Source organism: Cupriavidus oxalaticus (assembly GCF_016894385.1).
Classification (GTDB): domain Bacteria; phylum Pseudomonadota; class Gammaproteobacteria; order Burkholderiales; family Burkholderiaceae; genus Cupriavidus; species Cupriavidus oxalaticus.
In genome coordinates, this window is the sequence record NZ_CP069812.1 from 3,560,579 (window position 1) to 3,581,040 (window position 20,462).

Here is a 20,462-nt window from a genome sequence, read left to right on the forward strand (position 1 = left end):
TCTTTCCGATTAGCCTTGGCGTTGCTTGTGGCGGGGATCCGACGAGCAGATCACGCGCACGACACCGTTGCGCTTGATGATTTTGCAGTTGCGGCAAATGCGCTTAACAGAAGCCAGCACTTTCATAATTTTCCTCTTCCTTCAATTCCTGTTCGCTCACTTCGTCCGGAAGACGATTCGTGCGCGCGACAGATCATATGGGGTCAATTCGACCGTCACCTTGTCACCCGGAAGGATCCGGATGTAGTGCATTCTCATCTTGCCGGAGATATGGCCCAACACTACATGGCCATTCTCCAGCTTGACTCGGAACGTCGCATTGGGCAGGTTTTCCAGGACCTCGCCCTGCATCTGGATGACGTCGTCTTTAGCCATACCTAGCCTGTACCGATCCGAAGTCAGCGCAAGGTCAGATTGCCCTTGAAATTCGCCTTCTTCAGCAGCGACTCATACTGCTGCGACATGACATAGGACTGAACCTGGGCCATGAAGTCCATCGTGACGACCACGATGATCAGCAGGGAGGTTCCGCCGAAATAGAACGGAACGTTCCAGCGCAGCACCAGGAATTCCGGCAACAGGCAGACCAGTGTGATGTAGATCGCACCAGCCAGCGTCAAACGCACCAGGATCTTGTCGATATAGCGCGTCGTCTGCTCGCCCGGACGAATGCCCGGAATGAAGGCACCGCTTTTCTTCAGGTTGTCTGCCACTTCACGGCTGTTGTAGACCAGGGCCGTGTAGAAGAAGCAGAAAAATACAATCGCAGCAGCGTACAGCAGGATGTAGACCGGCTGGCCTGGCGACAGCGTGGCAGCCAGGTCCTTGATGAACCCACCCACCGAGCCGGTCGCGTCAGACGTAAACCAGCCCGCGATCGTTGCCGGGAACAGGATGATCGACGATGCAAAGATCGGCGGAATCACCCCTGCCATGTTCAGCTTCAGCGGCAGGTGCGACGACTGGCCGCCATACACCTTGTTGCCGACCTGACGCTTGGCATAGTTCACCAGGATCTTGCGCTGGCCACGCTCGACGAACACCACGGCGAAGGTCACCCCGATCACGATCGCCACGATGAAGATCGCCGCGATGATGCTCATGGAACCCGTGCGGACCAGTTCGAACAGTCCGCCGATCGCGTTGGGCAGGCCCGCCGCGATACCGCCGAAGATGATGATCGAGATGCCGTTGCCCAGACCGCGCTCGGTGATCTGCTCACCCAGCCACATCAGGAACATCGTGCCGGTCACCAGCGTGATCACTGCCGTGGCCCGGAACATCAGGCCAGGATCCAGCACCAGCCCGGGCTGCGACTCCAGCGCCACCGCAATCGACAGCGCCTGGAACGTGGCCAGGACCACGGTGCCGTAACGCGTGTACTGCGTGATCTTGCGCTGCCCTGCCTGCCCTTCCTTCTTCAGCGCTTCCAGGTGCGGCAGCACGATCGTCAGCAACTGCATGATGATCGACGCCGAGATGTACGGCATGATGCCGAGCGCGAAGACGGTAAAGCGCGACAGCGCCCCGCCCGAGAACAGGTTGAACATCCCGAGGATGCCACCCGACTGACTCTGGAAAAGCTTCGCAAGCTGCTCCGGATCGATACCGGGCACCGGAATATGAGCGCCGATGCGGTACACGATCAGGGCCAGCACCAGGAACATCAGCCGGCGCTTGAGGTCGCCGTACTTCGCCGTGTTCCTGGCTTGCGCGCTTGCATTGGGTTTCGCCGTGGCCAAACGATGCTCCGACTGTAACTGCCTATGCTGCGATAAATGCCGTTATCAGGCTGCGATCTGGCCGCCGGCGGCTTCGATCGCGGCCTTGGCGCCAGCGGTGGCGCCCAGACCCTTGATCGTCACCTTGCGGGTCAGCTCGCCGGCCTTGATGACCTTGGCGCTCTTGACCAGGTCGCTGACCAGGCCAGCCTGCTTCAGGACCAGCAGGTCGACTTCGGCCGCTTCCAGGCGCTCGATGTCACGCAGCGTGACTTCGGCGGTGAACGCCTTGGTCAGCGAGGTGAAGCCGCGCTTCGGCAGGCGACGATACAGCGGCATCTGGCCGCCTTCGAAGCCCACCTTGTGGAAGCCGCCCGAACGCGACTTCTGACCCTTGTGACCGCGACCGGCGGTCTTGCCCAGGCCGGAGCCGATACCGCGGCCGACGCGACGCTTGGCGTGCTTCGAACCGGCAGCCGGTTTCAGGTTGTTCAGTTGCATCTTGCTCTCCAAGTCCCGATCAGGCCAGAACCTTGACCAGGTACGAGACCTTGTTGATCATGCCGCGCACGGCGGGCGTGTCCTGCAGCTCCGACACCGAGTTGATGCGGCGCAGGCCCAGGCCACGCACGGTGGCGCGATGATCCTCGCGCGTGCCGATCAGGCTGCGCACGAGTTGCACTTTTACGGTTTTCTGCGACATTGCGTTCACCTTAACCCAGGATGTCTTCGACCGACTTGCCACGCTTCGCGGCGATTTCGCCCGGCGTGCTCATCTTCTGAAGGCCGTCCAGCGTGGCGCGAACCATGTTGTACGGGTTGGTGGAGCCGTGCGACTTGGTCACCACGTTGGTGACACCCATCACTTCGAAGATCGCGCGCATCGGGCCGCCGGCGATCACGCCGGTACCTTCCTTGGCGGGCATCATCAGCACCTTGGCGGCGCCGTGCTTGCCAACGACTTCGTGTTGCAGCGTGCCGTTCTTCAGCGAAACCTTGACCATCTTGCGACGGGCTTCGTCCATTGCCTTCTGAACGGCAACCGGCACTTCCTTGGCCTTGCCCTTGCCCATGCCGATGCGGCCATCGCCGTCACCGACCACGGTCAGCGCAGCGAAACCGAGAATCCGGCCACCCTTCACCACCTTGGTGACACGGTTGACCGAGATCATCTTCTCGCGGAGGCCGTCGTCGCGTTCGTCCTGTTGGACTTTTGCTTGCATCTTTGCCATGACGTATCTCTCTCTATGCGCTTAGAACTTCAGGCCGGCTTCGCGGGCGGCGTCTGCCAGGGCCTTCACGCGGCCATGGAAACGGAAGCCGGCGCGATCGAACGCGACGGTTTCCACGCCGGCAGCCTTCGCCTTCTCGGCGATGCGCTTGCCAACCACGGTGGCGGCAGCGGCGGTAGCGCCCTTGCCATCCAGTTCCTTGCGCACTTCCACCTCTGCGGTCGAAGCCGAAGCCAGCACCTTGGTGCCGCACTCCGAGAAGACCTGGGCGTAAATATGCGAATTCGTACGGAACACGGTCAGACGATTGACTTTCATCTCCGCGATCTTGGCGCGGGTCTGACGTGCACGGCGCAAACGAGCGTCTTTCTTGTTCATCATTGCACCCCTTACTTCTTCTTGGTTTCCTTCAGGATGACGCGCTCGTCGCTGTAACGCACACCCTTGCCCTTGTAGGGCTCGGGCGGACGGTACGCGCGGACTTCCGCGGCAACCTGACCGACTTTCTGCTTGTCCGCACCCTTGATCAGGATTTCGGTCTGCGTCGGCGTTTCGGCCTTCACGCCTTCCGGCATCTCATGGATCACGTCGTGCGAGAAACCAAGCTGGAGCTTCAGCGCAGTGCCTTGCAGCTGGGCACGGTAGCCCACGCCAACAAGGTTCAGCTTGCGCTCGAAACCGGTGGTCACGCCCTTGACCATGTTCGCCACCAGGGCGCGCATGGTGCCTTGCAGGGCGTTTGCTTCACGCGACTCGTCAGCCGGCGAGAAGGTCAGCGTGTCGTTCTCGACATTGACCTTGACCAGGCTGTGAATCGGCTGCGACAGCGTACCCAGCGGACCCTTCACAGAGAGCACGCCAGCTGCCACGTTCACTTCCGCGCCCTTGGGGAGCGCGATGGGAGCCTTACCTACACGGGACATGGTTCTCTCCTTAAGCGACGTAGCAGAGAACTTCGCCGCCCACGCCAGTGGCGCGAGCCTTGCGGTCGGTCATCAGACCCTGCGGGGTCGAGATGATCGCCACACCCAGGCCGTTCATCACTTGCGGGATGTCGCTGCGGCCCTTGTACACGCGCAGGCCGGGCTTCGAGACGCGCTCGATGCGCTCGATCACCGGACGGCCGGCGTAGTACTTCAGGCCGATGCTCAGTTGTGCCTTGCCGCCATCTTCCTGGACGGCGTAATCGTCGATGTAGCCTTCGTCCTTCAGGACCTTGGCGATTGCCACTTTCAGCTTCGACGACGGCATGACAACCGACGCCTTCTGCACGCCCTGGGCGTTGCGGATGCGCGTCAGCATATCGGCGATAGGATCGCTCATGCTCATACTGTTTCTCCTGTAGCCTGTGCGTAATTACCAGCTGGCTTTCGTCAGACCCGGGATTTCGCCCTTGAAGGCGATTTCGCGGATCTTGTTACGCGCCAGGCCAAACTTGCGGAAGGTACCGCGGGGACGACCGGTGATCGCGCAGCGGTTACGCTGGCGAGTCGGGTTCGCGTTGCGCGGGAGCTGTTGCAGCTCGAGACGCGCCATATAACGCTCTTCTTCCGACTTCTCTTGGTCGTCGATAATGGCCTTGAGGGCAGCGCGCTTGGGGGCGAACTTCGCCGCCAGCTTGGCGCGCTTCTTCTCACGTTCAATCAGAGCCAGTTTAGCCACGGTTACCCCTTAATTGCGGAACGGGAACTTGAACGCACCGAGGAGTGCCTTGGCTTCCTCGTCGTTCTTTGCCGTCGTCGTGATGCTGATGTTCAGACCACGCAGTGCGTCGATCTTGTCGTACTCGATTTCGGGGAAAATGATCTGCTCTTTCACACCGATGTTGTAGTTGCCACGACCGTCGAACGAACGGCCCGACACACCACGGAAGTCACGCACGCGCGGCAGGGCCACGGTGACGAAACGATCGAGGAATTCGAACATGCGCTCGCCGCGCAGGGTCACCATCGCACCGATGGGGTAGCCCTGGCGGATCTTGAAGCCGGCGATGGCCTTCTTGGCCTTCGTCACGACCGGCTTCTGACCGGCGATCTTGGTCAGGTCGCCGACGGCGTTTTCAATGATCTTCTTGTCATTGATCGCTTCGCCAAGGCCCATGTTCAGGGTGATCTTGGTGATGCGCGGCACTTCCATGACCGACTTGTAGCCGAACTGTTCGATCAGCTTCGGCACAACCTGTTCTTTGTAAAACTCTTGCAGACGTGCTGCCATGCTCAACTCCTAAACGTGCCCAGAATCAAGCTGCCACGACGGCGCCGGTGGTCTTCAGCACGCGCACGCGCTTGCCGTCTTCCACCTTGATGCCGACGCGCGACGGCTTGCCATTGGCATCCACGAGCGCAACGTTGGAAATATGCAGCGGCATGACCTTGTCAACCACGCCACCGGTGGTGCCCAGCATCGGGTTCGGGCGCGCGTGCTTCTTGGCGATGTTCACGCCTTGCACTGCAACCTTGTCACCGAGCACAGCCTGCACGGTACCGCGCTTGCCCTTGTCCTTGCCGGTCAGGACGATGACTTCATCGCCTTTGCGAATCTTGTTCATGTCGGCTCCTTACAGCACTTCCGGAGCGAGCGACACGATCTTCATGAAGCGCTCGGTACGGAGTTCACGAGTCACCGGCCCGAAGATACGGGTGCCGATCGGCTCGAGCTTGTTGTTCAGCAGGACGGCGGCATTGCCGTCGAACTTGATCAGCGAACCGTCAGCGCGGCGCACGCCCTTGGCGGTACGCACGACGACGGCGTTGTAGATGTCGCCCTTCTTCACGCGACCGCGCGGCGCTGCGTCCTTGACGGTCACCTTGATGATGTCGCCAACGCTTGCGTAGCGGCGCTTGGAGCCACCCAGCACCTTGATGCACAGCACTTCGCGCGCACCAGTGTTATCGGCCACTTCGAGCCGGCTTTCTGTCTGAATCATGGTGTTTGTCTTCCCAACTTAATCCGCCAGGTGCGATAGCGCCCGTCGGTCAGTCTTGGTCCCGTCGGCTCCGGCCTTGCGCCAGCACCGTCTGGGTTGATCAACTTTGAAGTCGGTAGGAACCCGGCAATCCCGACAGATCGTCGAGGCCGCCTGGCCCTGGCTCGCTAAACAGGCCCGCCCGGGTGGTACTGCTAAGGCGAACGCAATAAAGCGGAAGTCCAGGATTATAGCTACATAATCCTGGACTTGCAAGTCAAGCTAAGAACGTGTTGCTCTTAGATGACGCGTGCAGCCTCTACCAGCCGGGAAACCACCCAGGACTTGGTCCGCGACAGCGGACGGCCTTCCTGGATTTCGACCTTGTCGCCTTCCTTGTACTGGTTGGCTTCGTCGTGTGCGTGGTACTTCTTGGAACGCAGCACGTACTTGCCGTACAGGGGATGCTTGACGCGGTTTTCCACCAAGACCGTAACGGTCTTGTCCATCTTGTCGCTCACGACACGGCCGACCAGGGTGCGGCGAAGCGACTTTTCCGTTTGTGCAGCTTCAGTCATTTCGCGTTCGCCTTTTCAGTCAGCACGGTTTGCACGCGCGCGATGTCCTTGCGAACCTTCTTCAGCTGGCTGGTGTTCTGCAGCTGTTGGGTTGCCTTTTGCATGCGCAGGCTAAATTGGGCCTTCAGCAGCTCGGAGAGCTCCTGGTTCAGGCCTGCGGCGTCCTTGCCGCGAAGTTCGGATGCTTTCATCCCTGCTCTCCTTACGTCCCGACCTGGCGCACCACGAAATTGGTGGCGATCGGCAGCTTGGCCGCTGCGAGGCGGAACGCCTCACGCGCCAGCTCTTCGCTCACGCCATCCATTTCGTACAGCATCTTGCCCGGCTGGATTTCAGCCACGTAGTATTCCGGATTGCCCTTGCCGTTACCCATACGGACTTCAGCGGGCTTCTTCGAGATCGGCTTGTCCGGGAAGATCCGGATCCAGATGCGGCCGCCACGCTTGATGTGACGGGTCATCGCACGACGTGCCGACTCGATCTGGCGAGCCGTCAGGCGGCCACGGCCCATTGCCTTCAGGCCGAATTCGCCGAAAGACACGGCGTTGCCACGGGTAGCCTTACCCGTGTTGCGGCCTTTCTGCTCCTTGCGGTATTTTCTGCGCTTAGGTTGCAGCATCGTTATTCTCCACTCTTCCCATCTGCGCCAGGCGCAGCGCGACGACCGGCACCGGCACCGCCACGGCGGTTGCCACCCGGACGGCCTTCGCCTTCACGGCGGCGGCCTTCCGGACGACCCGGGCGACGACGACGGTCGTCTTGCGGCTCTTCCACCACCGGCGCGTCATTGCGGCCGAGGTGATCCCCCTTGTAGACCCACACCTTGACACCGATGATGCCGTAGGTGGTTTCTGCTTCGGAGAAGCCGTAGTCGATGTCGGCGCGCAGGGTGTGCAGGGGCACACGGCCTTCGCGGTACCACTCGGTACGTGCGATTTCGATACCGTTCAGACGACCGGCGCTCATGATCTTGATGCCCTGGGCGCCCAGGCGCATCGCGTTCTGCATGGCGCGCTTCATGGCGCGGCGGAACATGATGCGGCGCTCGAGCTGCTGGGTGATCGAGTCGGCGATCAGCTGGGCATCGGTTTCCGGCTTGCGGATTTCCTCGATGTTCACGTGCACGGGCACGCCCATGCGACGCTGCAGTTCGGCCTTCAGCAGTTCGATGTCCTCACCCTTCTTGCCGATCACCACGCCCGGACGCGAGCTGTAAATGGTGATGCGGGCATTGCGGGCGGGGCGCTCGATGACGACGCGGCCAACCGATGCGTTCTTCAGCTTCTTCTTCAGGAAGTCGCGAACTTCGATGTCTTCCTTCAGCATGCCGGCGAACTTCGTGTTGCTGGCGTACCAGCGCGAAGCCCAGTTACGGCTGACAGCCAGACGGAAGCCAGTCGGATGAATCTTCTGTCCCATCGTGACTCCTTAGTTGCCGAGCGTCACAGTGATGTGACAGGTTTGTTTCTCGATGCGGTTGCCGCGGCCCTTCGCCCGTGCGGTGAAGCGCTTGAGCGAGGTCGCCTTGTCGACGTAGATCGATTTGACCTTCAGTTCGTCGATGTCGGCGCCTTCGTTGTGCTCAGCGTTGGCGATGGCCGATTCGACCACCTTCTTCACGATCCCGGCAGCCTTTTTCGGGCTGAACTGCAGGACATTGAGCGCGCGCTCGATCGGCAGACCGCGGATCTGGTCAGCGACCAGGCGCGTCTTCTGGGCGGAGATGCGGGCACCGCGATGAATCGCTTTCACTTCCATGATGGCACCTTACCTCTTCGCTTTCTTGTCAGCCGCGTGGCCCTTGAACGTGCGGGTGATCGCAAATTCGCCGAGCTTGTGGCCAACCATGTTTTCCGTCACGTACACCGGCACGTGTTGACGGCCGTTGTGCACGGCGATCGTCAGGCCAATGAACTCCGGCAGAATGGTCGAGCGGCGCGACCACGTCTTGATGGGCTTCTTGTCCTTGCCGCTGACTGCAACTTCCACCTTCTTCAGCAGGTGGGCGTCGCAGAACGGACCCTTTTTAGCGGAACGAGTCATATCTTTAGCTCCTACCTACCGATTAACGCTTGTGGCGCTTCTGGACGATCATGCTGTCCGTGCGCTTGTTGCTGCGGGTACGGTAACCCTTGGCCGGGGTACCCCACGGCGAAACCGGATCACGACCAGCGGCGGTCTTGCCTTCACCACCACCGTGCGGGTGATCCACCGGGTTCATCACGACACCACGCACCGTCGGGCGGATACCGCGCCAGCGGGTCGCACCGGCCTTGCCGATGACGCGCAGGCTGTGCTCTTCGTTGCCCACTTCACCGATGGTGGCGCGGCATTCGATGTGCACGCGGCGGACTTCACCCGAGCGCAGGCGAACCTGGGCGTACAGGCCTTCACGGGCCAGCAGCACGGCGGAGCCGCCTGCAGCGCGGGCGATCTGGGCGCCCTTGCCCGGCAGCATTTCCACGTTGTTGATCGTGGTACCGACCGGAATGTTGCGGATCGGCAGGTTGTTGCCAGCCTTGATCGGCGCTTCCGAGCCATTCAGCAGCGATTGGCCGGCAACCATGCCCTTGGTGGCGATGATGTAGCGGCGCTCGCCGTCGGCGAACACGACCAGCGCGATGTTGGCGCTGCGGTTCGGATCGTATTCCAGGCGCTCGACCTTGGCGGGGATGCCGTCCTTGTCGTTGCGCTTGAAGTCGACCACGCGGTAGTGGTGCTTATGACCACCGCCCTTGTGGCGGGTGGTGATATGACCGTTGTTGTTACGGCCCGACTTCTGGAATTGCTTTTCCAGCAGCGGAGCGTGCGGGGCGCCCTTGTGAAGGTCCTTGTTGACGACCTTCACCATCGAGCGACGACCCGGGGAAGTCGGCTTGGTCTTGACGAGTGCCATGATTACTTGGCCTCCGCTTCAAAATTGATTTCCTGACCCGGCTTCAGCGAAACGTAGGCCTTCTTCACGTGGTTGCGACGCCCCATGAAGCGACCGAAGCGCTTTTGCTTGCCCTTCTGGTTCAGGATCTGAACGGACTGCACCTCGACCTTGAACAGCAGTTCGACGGCGGCCTTCACTTCTGCCTTGTTGGCATCGCGGGCCACTTCGAACACGACTTGTTCGTTCTTGTCGGCGACCAGGGTTGCCTTTTCGGAAACCACCGGCGCGAGCAGCACCTGCATCAAACGATGATCGTTCTTGGCTACTTGCGTCATTTCAGCAACTCCTCGATCTGCGCGACGGCCGCCTTGGTCACCAGCACCTTCTTGTAGTGCACGAGCGACAGCGGATCAGCCTGGCGCGGCTCCACGACTGCCACGTGCGGCAGGTTGCGCGAAGCCAGGTAGAGGTTCTCGTCGAGGCTGTCGGTGATGATCAGCACCGAGTCCAGGCCCATGGCCTTGAACTTGTCGGCCAAGAGCTTGGTCTTGGGCGCGTCGACGGTGAAACCGTCCACCACATTGATACGACCTTCACGTGCGAGCTGCGAGTAGATCGAGCGCATGCCGGCACGGAACATCTTCTTGTTGACCTTCTGGCTGAAGTTCTCTTCCGGCGAATTCGGGAAGATACGGCCGCCCCCGCGCCACAGCGGCGAGGAGGACATACCGGCACGAGCACGGCCCGTACCCTTCTGGCGCCACGGCTTCTTGGTCGTGTGCTTGACCTCTTCACGATCCTTCTGCTTACGGTTACCGCTGCGAGCGTTGGCCTGGTAAGCGACGACGATCTGGTGAACGAGGGCTTCGTTGTAGTCACGGCCGAACACTTCGGGCGACGCGTCAACGCCGGCGCCGATCTGGCCATTGTCCTGGAGGAGCTTGAGTTCCATTACATGCGCTCCTTAAGCTTTGGCTTTGGCCTTGACGGCCGGGGTAACGATGACCTTGCCGTTCTTGGAGCCAGGGATGGCGCCCTTGACCAGCAGCAGCTTGCGCTCTGCGTCGATCTTGGCGATCTCCAGGTTCTGCACGGTGCGGGTGACATCGCCCAGGTGACCGGTCATGCGCTTGCCCGGGAACACACGGCCCGGATCCTGCGCCATACCGATCGAGCCCGGCACGTTGTGCGAGCGCGAGTTACCGTGGGTGGCACGGCCGGAGGCGAAGTGGTAGCGCTTGATGGTACCGGCGTAGCCCTTACCGATGGTCACGCCCTGCACGTCGATCTTCTGACCGACTTCGAACAGGTCGACCGACAGCGAACCGCCAGCTTGCAGTTCGGCAGCCTTGGCTGCATCGATACGGAATTCGCGGATGATTTCGCCGGCTTCCACGCCGGCTTTGGCGAGGTGACCCGCCAGCGGCTTGGTGACGCGGCTTGCGCGTCGTGCGCCGAAGGTGACTTGAACCGCGGTGTAACCGTCGGTCTCGTCCGTCTTGATTTGCGTCACGCGGTTGTCGCCGACCTCGACCACGGTCACGGGAATCGCTTCACCGTCGTCCGTGAAAATACGGGTCATGCCAACCTTGCGACCTACAAGGCCAAGGCTCATGGTTTGCTCCATTCCCAGCTGCGATTGGCCGGGGCTGATTGATACACGAAAACTGTGTTTGCGCTTGTGCGCGGATGGGCTGCGCTAAAGAGGACTGCGCGTGGCCAAAACGGCCAACCCACTACCCGGATACACGGGTAGCCTTACACTATAACCCTTCCCTCAGGAAAGGGCAATAAGCAATTGCGATTTGCCGGTGGGTGTTGCAGGCAGGATTCACGCAGATGTGCGCAAAAGCTGGCACGAAGGCGGCGCGGCGGGCGGCCAGCGCCGCTCGCCGGTGCGCAACGGTCAGGCCGCCACCCGCACAAAGCCGCCGCTGTAGAAGACCAGCGGCTCGCCCTCCTCCGCCGCGATCGACTCCACCGCGCCCACGATCAGCAGGTGGTCGCCAACGGGATCGGCGCGCTCGACGCGGCATGCGAGCGTGGCGAGCGCCTCGTCAAGGTAGGGCACGCCCTGGACGCAGCGGGTGTGGCGCACGCCGGCGAACTTGTCGGCCGCGGGGGTGGCGAAGCGGCGCGCCAGGTCGCCGTGCCCGGCGCGCAGGATGCTGACGCCGAACGGCCGACCCGGCTCGAACAGCCCCGCGTTGGGCGAGTGCGACGCCAGGCTCCACAGGATCAGCGGCGGCGCCAGCGACAGCGACGCGAACGAGTTGACGGTGATGCCGACCGGCCGCTGCTGCGCCGTGCAGGCACCGATGACCGCCACGCCGGTCGCGTAGCGGCCGCAAACCCGGCGCAGTTCGCGCGGATCGAGCGCCGGCGCGGCATGGGTGACAGTGGTGGCGTCCATGTCAGGCAGCCTGCGGCAGGTGGTGGTCGATCAGCTGGTGGCAGGCCTGCGGGTCCATCCACCACGGGAAAAAGTCCGTCGGATTGTCGAAGCCGTTGGCGATACGGGCCGCCAGCGCCGGCGATTGCCCCGCAGCGCCCAGCAGCGCCAGGATATGGGGCGGCGGCGGGGTCAGCAGCGAGTTGGTCCATGCCACCACATCGCCGGCGTATTGCCAGTAGCGGGCGAAGGTCTGCTCCATCCAGTCGCGGTCGAACGGCCGCTCGCCCTGCGCGAGGATGGCGTCGAGGTAGACCTTGCAGCATTTGGCGGCATTGTTGGAGCCTTGCCCGGTGATCGGGTCGTTGACCACCACGGCGTCAGCCATGCCGAATACCAGCCGGCCCGAGGGCAGCGTCAGCACCGGCTTGCGCACCGTCGGCGCGAAGCGGCCCGACAGGATGCCGTTGTCGTCGGTCAGCGCCACCTGCCCGCAACGCTCGGCCTCCCATGGCGCATAGGTCCTCAGGATGCGCAGGCTTTCCGCGAGGTGCTGTGCGGGCGTGCGCGCCTCGGCCCAGCGGTCCATCGGGCCGCCCGGGACGCCTTCGAACACCATGATCTCGCACGGCCCCGACAGCGTCAGCGCGGGGAAGACGAAATATTCGCCGACGCCCGGGATCAGGTTGAAGCACACCCGCGAGAACGGCTCGCGCGGCACCATGCCGGTCACGTAGGTCAGCGCCAGCGCGCGCTGCGGCTTGTCGAACGGACTGCGCTGCGCATCGCGCTCGAAGCGGCTGACGATCTCACCCTTGCCGGCGGCCAGCAGCACCAGCTCGTGTTCGCGCGTCAGGTCTTCCAGCTCGTCCACGCCCACATCGACGATGCGCAGGTCGCCGCCGCGCGCGGCGAAGGCCTCCATCCACGCCGGCATCTTCAGCCGTTGGTCGACCGCCTGTGCCGCCCGGTCCAGCGGCGCGGCCCAGTCGATGACTTTCGCGCCAGGCTGCTCGGGATGCGGCACGGCCAGGCCGATGCCCTCGACCGGAGGGCATGTGTCCTCCCACCAGTTGAGGCCGAGGTCGCGCTCGGTCTGCAAGGCGCGATCGAACATGCACTGGCTTGACATGACCTTGCCGGCACGGACCTGATCCGGCGTGCGGTTGGACAGCAGTGTGACCTGGTAGCCGGCCGCCTGCAGCCCGAGGGCCATTTGCAGCCCGGACTGCCCGGCCCCGACGATGGCGATGCGTTGGCGCATGATGTTGTCTCCTGGTTGGATGGGGATGGCGTGTGCGGGGATGGCGTCAGCCGGCCAGCTTGCCGATTGCCGGGACGTTCTGCTCCGGGCCCATGGCGCTGTAGCCGCCGTCGACGGCATAATCCGCGCCGGTGACGAAGCTGGCATGGTCGGAGCACAGGAACAGCACCACCTGTGCAACCTCGTCGGGCTCGCCAACGCGGCCCAGCAGATGGAACGGCGCAGCGACGGCATCGGTACGGGCGCGGTTGCCGCCGCTGACCTCATCCATCAGCCGGCACCAGGTCCACCCCGGCGAGACCGAGTTCACGCGGATGCGGTCGGGCGCCAGGTCCATCGCCATATTCCGCGTCAGTTGTGCGATGGCGGCCTTCGAGACCGGATAGAGCCAGCGCCCGGTCTGCGCGACGTTGGCCGAGATGCTGGTGAAGTTGACGATGGCGCCGCCGCCGCGCGCGCGCATCAGCGGCTGCACCGCCTGCGCCAGCATCACGCCGGACACGACATTGACATCGAGCGCCGCCAGCCAGTCGGCACGGCTGGAGCGGAAGCCGTCGTCGAGATAGGTGCAGGCCAGGTTGACCAGGAAGTCCACGCCGCCGAAGCGCTGCGCGACCTGGCCCACGGCATCGCGGACCTGTTCGTCCTGCGTGATATCGGCCGCGATAAAAAGCGCGTCCTTGCCCAGCTCCGCGGCAACGCGCTCACCGTTGGCGGCATCGATATCGAAAATCGCCACCCGCGCGCCGGCCGCGACGAAGGCCCGCGCCACGCCCGCGCCGATCAGCGTGGCGCCGCCGGTGACGATGGCCACCTTGTCCTGCAATCCCTTCATGGTTGTCTCCTTGGTTGTCACCGGTACGGCGATAAGGATTGGGCAGGCCTCTGCGGGCCTGCTCCAGGTCGATGCCCCAACGCGCGTTACTTGCCCTCGCTCTCCTGCCAGCGCGCCATCAGCGTGTTCGACGGCAGCATCTCGTCCACCAGCTTGCGCGCTGTCTCCACGCCCGCCACCGGCAGACCCGCCGGGTCGAGCTTGCCGATCTGCACCAGCACGCTGGCCTGGTCCCAGTAGATATGCTCGTGATAGAGCTTGTCGCCGCGGAACTTGACGATGGCGATCAGCGGGATCTCCACGCGCTTGCCCGTGGGCGGCACGCCCGGCAGCATCCAGTCGATCTCGCAGGTATGCGTGAAGCAGAACAGCAGCTCGTCGACGATCTGCGTGGCGCCGACCGTGCGCGACAGCGGGATCAGCGTGGTATCGGCCGGGTTGCTGTGGACGAAGTGGTTCTGGTAGAAGCGCCGCAGCTGCGCGTAGCCGACGCCGCCGGTCATGGTCGGGATGTGGTTCACATAGGGCTGCGGCACCATCGTCGCCATGGTGGCATCGACGTCGCGCGTGGCGAATTCATACTCGCAGTGCTTGTCCCACAGCGCGGAGAAGTCATAGTGCGGACCCATCTCGCGGCGCAGCGCGGCGATCGAGCGCTGGTGCGCCATCAGCGCCGAGGGCTTGTCGAAGTGCTCGCCGCCGGCGCGCGCGAAGGCGTGGTCGACCCCCGGATAGACGTAGACGTCGATGTTGTCGCGCCCGGCGAGGGCTTCGCGGATCGCGGCCTGTGCCTGCGGCGGGCAGAAGCCGTCCTTCTCCGCGATATGCAGCACGAGGCGGCCTCGCACTTGAGCGGCTTCGCCAAGTGCGTGCTCGATGCCCACACCGTAATAGGCCACAGCACAGGCCACGTCCGGCAGCCGGCACGCCGCCAGGTAGGCCAGCTTGCCGCCCAGGCAGAAGCCGAGCACGCCAGTCAGGCCGACACATTCCGGGCGAGCGCGCAGCGCGTCCAGCGCCGCGCCCACGTCCTGCACGCCCCTGGCCTCGTCGAACTGCTGGTACAGGCCCAGCGCGCGCTGGAAATCCTCGCCGCGATCGGTCAGCTCGATGCCAGGCGCGAGGCGCCAGAACAGGTCGGGAACCAGCACCGTGTAACCCTCTTCGGCGTAATAGTCGGCGACCTGCCGCATGGTGGCATTGACGCCGAAGATCTCCTGACACAGCACGATTCCCGGACCCTTGCCTGTCGCGGGAACGGCGAGATAGCCGCTGAAACTGCCTTCGGGGGTCTGGATCTGGATGGTCTGGCCCATGGCCTGCTCTCCTTGTCGTTGTCTCTTTACGGTGTCTGGTGGGGGCTGCCGTGCTGGAATCCATCATGGCGGCTCCGCACCGCAGCAAACTAGCCGCCGGGCGCAGCGGCTATCCGATTAGTGCAGGAAACTGCCGACCCGGTCAACGCCGTGGCGCTGGCGCCGCACGGCGGCCGTGGCCCATCCGCTATAGTGGATCGCGTGGGAAACCGATTGCCGCGCGGCCTTCGACCGCCGGCCCGGACCCTGACCATGCGGTGCGCACGGCGCCAGGCCAGCCTGCCCGGCAGCACCGCGGTCCACGCCAGAGGAGCGAGACAATGCAGCTGCCCCCCGCCGCCACGGCCGCCGGACCGTTGGCGCGCGCCCTGCTCGGCGACCCCGCGCGGTGCGTGTTCGCCTCGACCGACGTAGCCGAGACGCGCGCCGCCGTCGGCCGCGTGTTCAAGCCGCACCGGCTGGAAGTGCGTGGTACCCGGCTGCAGGCGCGCATGCACCATGCCCCGCTGGGCGCGGTGTCGTTCAACCGGTTGGCCTACGGCGCCGATGTCACCATCGATCCCGGCCCGCTGGGCGACTTCCTGCTGGTGCAGATGCCGCTGTCGGGCCAGGCCGATATCCGCTGCGGCGACCAGCACATCCTGTCCACGCCGGACAGCGCCTCGGTGCTGACGCCGGCCGACGCGCTCGCGATGCGCTGGAGCGCGGACAGCGACCAGCTGATCGTGCGCATCGAGCGCAGCGCGCTCGACCGGATCTGCGCCGCCCACCTGGGCCGGCGTCCCGAGCGCCCGCTGCGCTTTGCGCTCGGCATGGCGTGGCGCACCGGCGCCTGGTACGAGCTGATGCGCTACCTCGCCGCGATGCTCGAGACGGCGCCGGAATCGGCCCGGCATCCCCTCACCGCCTGCCAGCTCGAGCAACTGGTGATCGGCACGCTGCTGACCGCGCAGCCGCACAGCCTGTCGGACGCGCTGCGCGAACACGGCAAGCCGCTGGCGCCGCGCCATGTGAAGGTGGTGGAGGAATACATCCATGCCAACGCCGGCGCGGAGTTGACGCCCGCCCTGCTGGCGGAGGTGGCCGGGGTCAGCGTGCGCAGCCTGTTCGCCGGGTTCCGCGAGCATCGCGGGACGGGACCGATGGCCTACCTGCGCACGGTGCGGCTGGAGCGGGTGCGGCGGGACCTGCTGAACGATGCATCGGTGGCATCGGTCAGCGCCGCGGCATTGCGCTGGGGTTTTGCGCATCTGGGGCGCTTCAGCGCGGAATATCGGCGGGCATTCGGTGAATGTCCGGCGCAGACGCTGCGGCGGCGTGGGGCGGGTTGATGTCCGATCTGTACCGGCATACGTGCACCACGCGCTGAACGCAAGCCAACGCCCCTGGTAGAGGCTCCCCTCTCCCGCAGGCGGGAGAGGGGAGCAAACAATCGGCAATTCAAACTTGTCAGCCAACAAAAACGGCGAACCCTACGGTTCGCCGTTTTTGCTGCATCAGGCCACCAACGCGGCCCAAAGCATCTTTACACCTTGATCTCGACGTCCACGCCGGCCGGCAGGTCGAGCTTCATCAGCGCGTCAACCGTCTTGTCGGTCGGATCGACGATGTCCATCAGGCGCTGGTGAGTGCGGATCTCGAACTGATCGCGGCTGGTCTTGTTGACGTGCGGCGAACGCAGGATGTCGAAGCGCTGGATGCGGGTCGGCAGGGGCACCGGGCCCTTGACGATCGCGCCGGTACGCTTGGCGGTATCCACGATTTCGGCAGCCGACTGGTCGATCAGGCGATAGTCGAAAGCCTTCAGGCGGATACGGATCTTCTGGTTCTGCATGATATTTCCTTAAAAGAGCGATTGGGCAACGTGCCCAGTTGGATGGGGACATGCCCGCGGGCATGTCCCAGGAAGTGCTTAGTCGAGGATCTTTGCCACGACGCCGGCGCCGACGGTACGGCCGCCTTCGCGGATTGCGAAGCGCAGGCCTTCTTCCATGGCGATCGGGGCGATCAGCTTGACGGTGATCGACACGTTGTCACCCGGCATCACCATTTCCTTGTCCGCCGGCAGCTCGATCGAGCCGGTCACGTCGGTGGTGCGGAAGTAGAACTGCGGGCGGTAGTTGTTGAAGAACGGGGTGTGACGGCCGCCTTCGTCCTTCGACAGGATGTACACCTCGCCGGTGAAGTGGGTGTGCGGCTTGATCGAACCCGGCTTGCACAGCACCTGGCCGCGCTCCACGTCTTCACGCTTGGTGCCGCGCAGCAGCAGACCGACGTTGTCGCCAGCCTGGCCCTGGTCCAGCAGCTTGCGGAACATTTCCACGCCGGTGCAGGTGGTCTTCACGGTCGGGCGGATACCGACGATTTCGATTTCTTCGCCGACCTTGATGATGCCGCGCTCGATACGGCCGGTCACCACGGTGCCGCGACCCGAGATCGAGAACACGTCTTCCACCGGCATCAGGAAGGTACCGTCAACGGCACGCTCCGGCGTCGGGATGTAGGTGTCCAGCGCTTCGGCCAGGTTCATGATGGCCACTTCGCCCAGCTCGCCCTTGTCGCCTTCCAGCGCCAGCTTGGCCGAACCCTTGATGATCGGGGTGTCGTCGCCGGGGAACTCGTACTTGCTCAGCAGTTCGCGAACTTCCATCTCGACCAGCTCGAGCAGTTCAGCGTCGTCCACCATGTCGCACTTGTTCAGGAACACGATGATGTACGGCACGCCAACCTGACGGGCCAGCAGGATGTGCTCGCGCGTCTGCGGCATCGGGCCGTCAGCGGCCGAGCACACCAGGATCGCGCCGTCCATCTGGGCGGCACCCGTGATCATGTTCTTCACGTAGTCGGCGTGGCCCGGGCAGTCAACGTGCGCGTAGTGGCGGTTGGCCGTCTCGTACTCGACGTGCGCGGTATTGATGGTAATACCGCGGGCCTTTTCTTCCGGCGCTGCGTCGATTTCGTCGTACTTCTTGGCGGCACCGCCGAACTTGGCAGCCAGCACCGTGGCGATCGCTGCGGTCAGCGTGGTCTTGCCGTGGTCAACGTGACCAATCGTACCAACGTTCACGTGCGGCTTGGTCCGCTCGAACTTTTCCTTTGCCATTTCTTAGCTCCTGATAGGAATGCAGTCTTGTTGTTTCATCGCGCCGCCGCACCGGCAGGCGCGGCGGCAAACTTCGAATTACTTGCCCTTGGCCGTCATCACGGCTTCGGCGATGTTCTTCGGTGCCTCAGCGTAGTGCTTGAATTCCATGGTGTACGTGGCGCGGCCTTGCGTGGCCGAGCGCAGCGACGTGGAATAACCGAACATTTCCGACAGCGGGACTTCGGCCTTGATGATCTTGCCGCCGCCCACCATGTCGTCCATGCCCTGCACGATGCCGCGGCGGGACGACAGGTCGCCCATCACGGTACCGGTGTAGTCTTCCGGCGTTTCCACTTCCACGGCCATCATCGGCTCGAGCAGAACCGGGCTGGCCTTGCGCATGGCTTCCTTGAAAGCCATCGAGCCGGCCATGCGGAACGCGTTTTCGTTCGAGTCCACGTCGTGGTACGAACCGAACGTCAGCGTGACCTTCACGTCCACCACCGGGAAGCCAGCCAGGATGCCGTTCGGCAGCGTGTCGACGATACCCTTTTCGACCGCCGGGATGTATTCGCGAGGAATCACACCGCCCTTGATGGCGTCGATGAACTCGAAGCCCTTGCCCGGCTCTTGCGGTTCCAGCGTGATCACGGCGTGACCGTACTGGCCGCGGCCGCCCGACTGCTTGACGAACTTGCCCTCGACGCCTTCGGCCGTCTTGCGAATGGTTTCGCGGTAGGCCACCTGCGGCGCGCCGATGTTGGCTTCCACGTTGAATTCGCGCTTCATGCGGTCGACCAGGATTTCGAGGTGGAGCTCGCCCATGCCCGAAATGATGGTCTGGCCCGATTCTTCATCGGTACGCACGCGGAACGACGGATCTTCAGCGGCCAGGCGGTTCAGGGCGATGCCCATCTTTTCCTGGTCAGCCTTGGTCTTCGGCTCGACAGCCTGCGAGATCACCGGCTCCGGGAACACCATGCGCTCGAGCACGATCGGGGCAGCCGGATCGCACAGCGTATCGCCCGTGGTGGCATCCTTCAGGCCCACCGCAGCGGCGATGTCGCCGGCCAGCACTTCCTTGATTTCTTCGCGCTGGTTGGCGTGCATCTGCAGAATACGGCCGAGGCGTTCCTTCTTGCTCTTGACCGGGTTGTACACGGTGTCGCCCGAATTGATCTTGCCCGAGTACACGCGGAAGAAGATCAGCTGGCCAACGAACGGGTCGGTCATGATCTTGAACGCCAGTGCCGAGAACTTTTCGTTGTCGTCAGCCTTGCGCTCGAGCTTCTTCTCGCTGTCGTCCTCGTCCGTGCCCGTAACCGGCGGAATGTCGACCGGCGACGGCAGGAAGTCGATCACGGCGTCGAGCATGCGCTGCACGCCCTTGTTCTTGAACGCGGTGCCGCACAGCATCGGCTGGATTTCGCAGGCGATGGTACGGTCACGCAGCGCCTTGACGATCTCGGCGCGGGTCAGCTCTTCGCCGCCCAGGTACTTTTCCATCAGCTCTTCGCTGGCTTCGGCGGCGGACTCGACCATCTTCTCGCGCCATTCGTCAGCGGTGGCTTGCAGCTCGGCCGGGATGTCCTGGTATTCGAACTTCACGCCCTGGCTGGCTTCGTCCCAAACGATCGCCTTCATTTCCAGCAGATCGACGACGCCCTGGAAGCCGTCTTCAGCGCCGATCGGCACCACGACCGGCACCGGGTTGGCCTTCAGGCGGGTCTTCAGCTGGTCGTAGACCTTGAAGAAGTTCGCGCCGGTACGGTCCATCTTGTTGACGAACGCCAGACGCGGCACCTTGTACTTGTTGGCCTGACGCCAGACGGTTTCCGACTGCGGCTGCACGCCACCCACTGCGCAGTACACCATGCAGGCGCCGTCCAGCACGCGCATGGAACGCTCCACCTCGATGGTGAAGTCCACGTGGCCCGGGGTGTCGATGATGTTGAAGCGGTGCTCGGGGTAGTTGCCGCCCATGCCCTTCCAGAAGGCGGTGGTCGCAGCAGACGTGATGGTGATGCCGCGCTCCTGCTCCTGCTCCATCCAGTCCATGGTGGCCGCGCCATCATGCACTTCACCGATCTTGTGGTTCACACCGGTGTAGAACAGGATCCGCTCGGTCGTGGTGGTTTTACCCGCGTCAATGTGAGCCGAAATACCGATGTTACGGTAGCGCTCAATAGGAGTCTTACGAGCCACTTTAATCCTCTATTCGTCCGTGAGGCGCCGGCATCTCATGGCCCGCGCCCC

The 20,462-nt window shown here is 63.5% G+C and carries 31 protein-coding genes; 1 reads left to right on the forward strand and 30 read right to left on the reverse strand.

All coding sequences use genetic code 11. The features are described 5' to 3' along the window. Positions 1 to 9 precede the first annotated feature (9 nt). The 27 genes from rpmJ to JTE92_RS28975 form a co-directional block, all read right to left on the reverse strand. Complete coding sequence (rpmJ, locus tag JTE92_RS28845; protein WP_008642959.1) at positions 10 to 126, reverse strand: 50S ribosomal protein L36; 117 nt, start codon at positions 124 to 126, stop codon at positions 10 to 12. A gap of 30 nt (positions 127 to 156) precedes the next feature. Next, positions 157 to 375, reverse strand: a complete 219-nt coding sequence (infA, locus tag JTE92_RS28850; protein ID WP_029047590.1) for a translation initiation factor IF-1 — start codon at positions 373 to 375, stop codon at positions 157 to 159. Between the two features lie 23 nt (positions 376 to 398). Next, positions 399 to 1,742: a preprotein translocase subunit SecY gene (secY, locus tag JTE92_RS28855; protein WP_063241271.1), complete on the reverse strand. Its 1,344-nt coding sequence runs from the start codon at positions 1,740 to 1,742 to the stop codon at positions 399 to 401. A gap of 45 nt (positions 1,743 to 1,787) precedes the next feature. Continuing rightward, positions 1,788 to 2,222: a 50S ribosomal protein L15 gene (gene rplO, locus JTE92_RS28860; RefSeq protein WP_063241272.1), complete on the reverse strand. Its 435-nt coding sequence runs from the start codon at positions 2,220 to 2,222 to the stop codon at positions 1,788 to 1,790. 19 nt (positions 2,223 to 2,241) lie between these two features. Continuing rightward, on the reverse strand, positions 2,242 to 2,424 hold the full coding sequence (gene rpmD, locus JTE92_RS28865; protein WP_010812381.1) for a 50S ribosomal protein L30: 183 nt from the start codon (positions 2,422 to 2,424) through the stop codon (positions 2,242 to 2,244). Positions 2,425 to 2,434: 10 nt separating this feature from the next. Continuing rightward, the gene (rpsE, locus tag JTE92_RS28870; protein ID WP_006160449.1) at positions 2,435 to 2,953 is read right to left on the reverse strand and encodes a 30S ribosomal protein S5; all 519 of its coding nucleotides are present in this window, start codon (positions 2,951 to 2,953) and stop codon (positions 2,435 to 2,437) included. Positions 2,954 to 2,974: 21 nt separating this feature from the next. Continuing rightward, positions 2,975 to 3,331 (reverse strand): 50S ribosomal protein L18, encoded by a 357-nt coding sequence (gene rplR / locus JTE92_RS28875; RefSeq protein ID WP_010812382.1) that lies wholly within the window; start codon positions 3,329 to 3,331, stop codon positions 2,975 to 2,977. An 11-nt stretch (positions 3,332 to 3,342) separates the two neighbouring features. After that, positions 3,343 to 3,876, reverse strand: coding sequence for a 50S ribosomal protein L6 (gene rplF / locus JTE92_RS28880; protein ID WP_063241273.1), 534 nt, complete (start codon positions 3,874 to 3,876; stop codon positions 3,343 to 3,345). 10 nt (positions 3,877 to 3,886) lie between these two features. Next, positions 3,887 to 4,282 (reverse strand): 30S ribosomal protein S8, encoded by a 396-nt coding sequence (gene rpsH, locus JTE92_RS28885; RefSeq protein ID WP_010812384.1) that lies wholly within the window; start codon positions 4,280 to 4,282, stop codon positions 3,887 to 3,889. 27 nt (positions 4,283 to 4,309) lie between these two features. Continuing rightward, positions 4,310 to 4,615 carry a 30S ribosomal protein S14 gene (gene rpsN, locus JTE92_RS28890; protein ID WP_011299304.1) on the reverse strand — a complete coding sequence of 102 codons (306 nt, stop codon included), beginning with the start codon at positions 4,613 to 4,615 and terminating at the stop codon, positions 4,310 to 4,312. 9 nt (positions 4,616 to 4,624) lie between these two features. Continuing rightward, positions 4,625 to 5,167 (reverse strand): 50S ribosomal protein L5, encoded by a 543-nt coding sequence (gene rplE / locus JTE92_RS28895; RefSeq protein ID WP_010812386.1) that lies wholly within the window; start codon positions 5,165 to 5,167, stop codon positions 4,625 to 4,627. Positions 5,168 to 5,192: 25 nt separating this feature from the next. Continuing rightward, on the reverse strand, positions 5,193 to 5,501 hold the full coding sequence (gene rplX, locus JTE92_RS28900; RefSeq protein WP_010812387.1) for a 50S ribosomal protein L24: 309 nt from the start codon (positions 5,499 to 5,501) through the stop codon (positions 5,193 to 5,195). Between the two features lie 9 nt (positions 5,502 to 5,510). Continuing rightward, positions 5,511 to 5,879 (reverse strand): 50S ribosomal protein L14, encoded by a 369-nt coding sequence (gene rplN / locus JTE92_RS28905; protein ID WP_010812388.1) that lies wholly within the window; start codon positions 5,877 to 5,879, stop codon positions 5,511 to 5,513. A gap of 278 nt (positions 5,880 to 6,157) precedes the next feature. After that, the gene (rpsQ, locus tag JTE92_RS28910) at positions 6,158 to 6,436 is read right to left on the reverse strand and encodes a 30S ribosomal protein S17 (RefSeq protein ID WP_010812389.1); all 279 of its coding nucleotides are present in this window, start codon (positions 6,434 to 6,436) and stop codon (positions 6,158 to 6,160) included. Then, the gene (gene rpmC / locus JTE92_RS28915; RefSeq protein ID WP_008642937.1) at positions 6,433 to 6,627 is read right to left on the reverse strand and encodes a 50S ribosomal protein L29; all 195 of its coding nucleotides are present in this window, start codon (positions 6,625 to 6,627) and stop codon (positions 6,433 to 6,435) included. Before rpmC ends, rpsQ begins: the two co-directional genes overlap by 4 nt. A gap of 11 nt (positions 6,628 to 6,638) precedes the next feature. Next, complete coding sequence (gene rplP, locus JTE92_RS28920; protein ID WP_006576240.1) at positions 6,639 to 7,055, reverse strand: 50S ribosomal protein L16; 417 nt, start codon at positions 7,053 to 7,055, stop codon at positions 6,639 to 6,641. Between the two features lie 2 nt (positions 7,056 to 7,057). Continuing rightward, a complete protein-coding gene (gene rpsC, locus JTE92_RS28925; RefSeq protein ID WP_063241274.1) occupies positions 7,058 to 7,855 on the reverse strand; it encodes a 30S ribosomal protein S3 in 798 nt (265 codons plus the stop codon). A gap of 9 nt (positions 7,856 to 7,864) precedes the next feature. Further along, positions 7,865 to 8,194: a 50S ribosomal protein L22 gene (gene rplV, locus JTE92_RS28930; RefSeq protein WP_063241275.1), complete on the reverse strand. Its 330-nt coding sequence runs from the start codon at positions 8,192 to 8,194 to the stop codon at positions 7,865 to 7,867. Positions 8,195 to 8,203: 9 nt separating this feature from the next. Beyond that, positions 8,204 to 8,479 (reverse strand): 30S ribosomal protein S19, encoded by a 276-nt coding sequence (gene rpsS, locus JTE92_RS28935; RefSeq protein ID WP_029047585.1) that lies wholly within the window; start codon positions 8,477 to 8,479, stop codon positions 8,204 to 8,206. Between the two features lie 22 nt (positions 8,480 to 8,501). Further along, positions 8,502 to 9,332, reverse strand: coding sequence for a 50S ribosomal protein L2 (gene rplB / locus JTE92_RS28940; protein ID WP_063241276.1), 831 nt, complete (start codon positions 9,330 to 9,332; stop codon positions 8,502 to 8,504). Positions 9,333 to 9,334: 2 nt separating this feature from the next. Next, positions 9,335 to 9,649, reverse strand: coding sequence for a 50S ribosomal protein L23 (rplW, locus tag JTE92_RS28945; protein ID WP_006576245.1), 315 nt, complete (start codon positions 9,647 to 9,649; stop codon positions 9,335 to 9,337). Further along, positions 9,646 to 10,266, reverse strand: coding sequence for a 50S ribosomal protein L4 (rplD, locus tag JTE92_RS28950; protein ID WP_022536862.1), 621 nt, complete (start codon positions 10,264 to 10,266; stop codon positions 9,646 to 9,648). Before rplD ends, rplW begins: the two co-directional genes overlap by 4 nt. Before the next feature lie 12 nt (positions 10,267 to 10,278). Further along, positions 10,279 to 10,929, reverse strand: coding sequence for a 50S ribosomal protein L3 (gene rplC, locus JTE92_RS28955; RefSeq protein WP_010812397.1), 651 nt, complete (start codon positions 10,927 to 10,929; stop codon positions 10,279 to 10,281). Positions 10,930 to 11,220: 291 nt separating this feature from the next. After that, complete coding sequence (locus JTE92_RS28960) at positions 11,221 to 11,727, reverse strand: flavin reductase family protein (protein ID WP_063241277.1); 507 nt, start codon at positions 11,725 to 11,727, stop codon at positions 11,221 to 11,223. 1 nt (position 11,728) lies between these two features. Next, a complete protein-coding gene (locus JTE92_RS28965) occupies positions 11,729 to 12,970 on the reverse strand; it encodes a styrene monooxygenase/indole monooxygenase family protein (protein WP_063241278.1) in 1,242 nt (413 codons plus the stop codon). A 46-nt stretch (positions 12,971 to 13,016) separates the two neighbouring features. Continuing rightward, the gene (locus JTE92_RS28970; RefSeq protein ID WP_063241279.1) at positions 13,017 to 13,805 is read right to left on the reverse strand and encodes an SDR family oxidoreductase; all 789 of its coding nucleotides are present in this window, start codon (positions 13,803 to 13,805) and stop codon (positions 13,017 to 13,019) included. 86 nt (positions 13,806 to 13,891) lie between these two features. Next, complete coding sequence (locus tag JTE92_RS28975) at positions 13,892 to 15,121, reverse strand: dienelactone hydrolase family protein (protein WP_063241280.1); 1,230 nt, start codon at positions 15,119 to 15,121, stop codon at positions 13,892 to 13,894. Between the two features lie 320 nt (positions 15,122 to 15,441). Between JTE92_RS28975 and JTE92_RS28980 the strand changes: the two genes are divergently transcribed. After that, complete coding sequence (locus JTE92_RS28980; protein WP_063241281.1) at positions 15,442 to 16,452, forward strand: AraC family transcriptional regulator; 1,011 nt, start codon at positions 15,442 to 15,444, stop codon at positions 16,450 to 16,452. 194 nt (positions 16,453 to 16,646) lie between these two features. On the opposite strand, the gene rpsJ is transcribed toward JTE92_RS28980, so the two are convergent. From rpsJ to fusA, 3 genes are all read right to left on the reverse strand, one after another. Next, positions 16,647 to 16,955, reverse strand: coding sequence for a 30S ribosomal protein S10 (gene rpsJ, locus JTE92_RS28985; protein WP_006160488.1), 309 nt, complete (start codon positions 16,953 to 16,955; stop codon positions 16,647 to 16,649). 78 nt (positions 16,956 to 17,033) lie between these two features. Beyond that, positions 17,034 to 18,224 (reverse strand): elongation factor Tu, encoded by a 1,191-nt coding sequence (gene tuf, locus JTE92_RS28990; RefSeq protein WP_063242169.1) that lies wholly within the window; start codon positions 18,222 to 18,224, stop codon positions 17,034 to 17,036. Between the two features lie 78 nt (positions 18,225 to 18,302). Next, positions 18,303 to 20,411: an elongation factor G gene (fusA, locus tag JTE92_RS28995; RefSeq protein ID WP_063242130.1), complete on the reverse strand. Its 2,109-nt coding sequence runs from the start codon at positions 20,409 to 20,411 to the stop codon at positions 18,303 to 18,305. Positions 20,412 to 20,462: the final 51 nt, after the last annotated feature.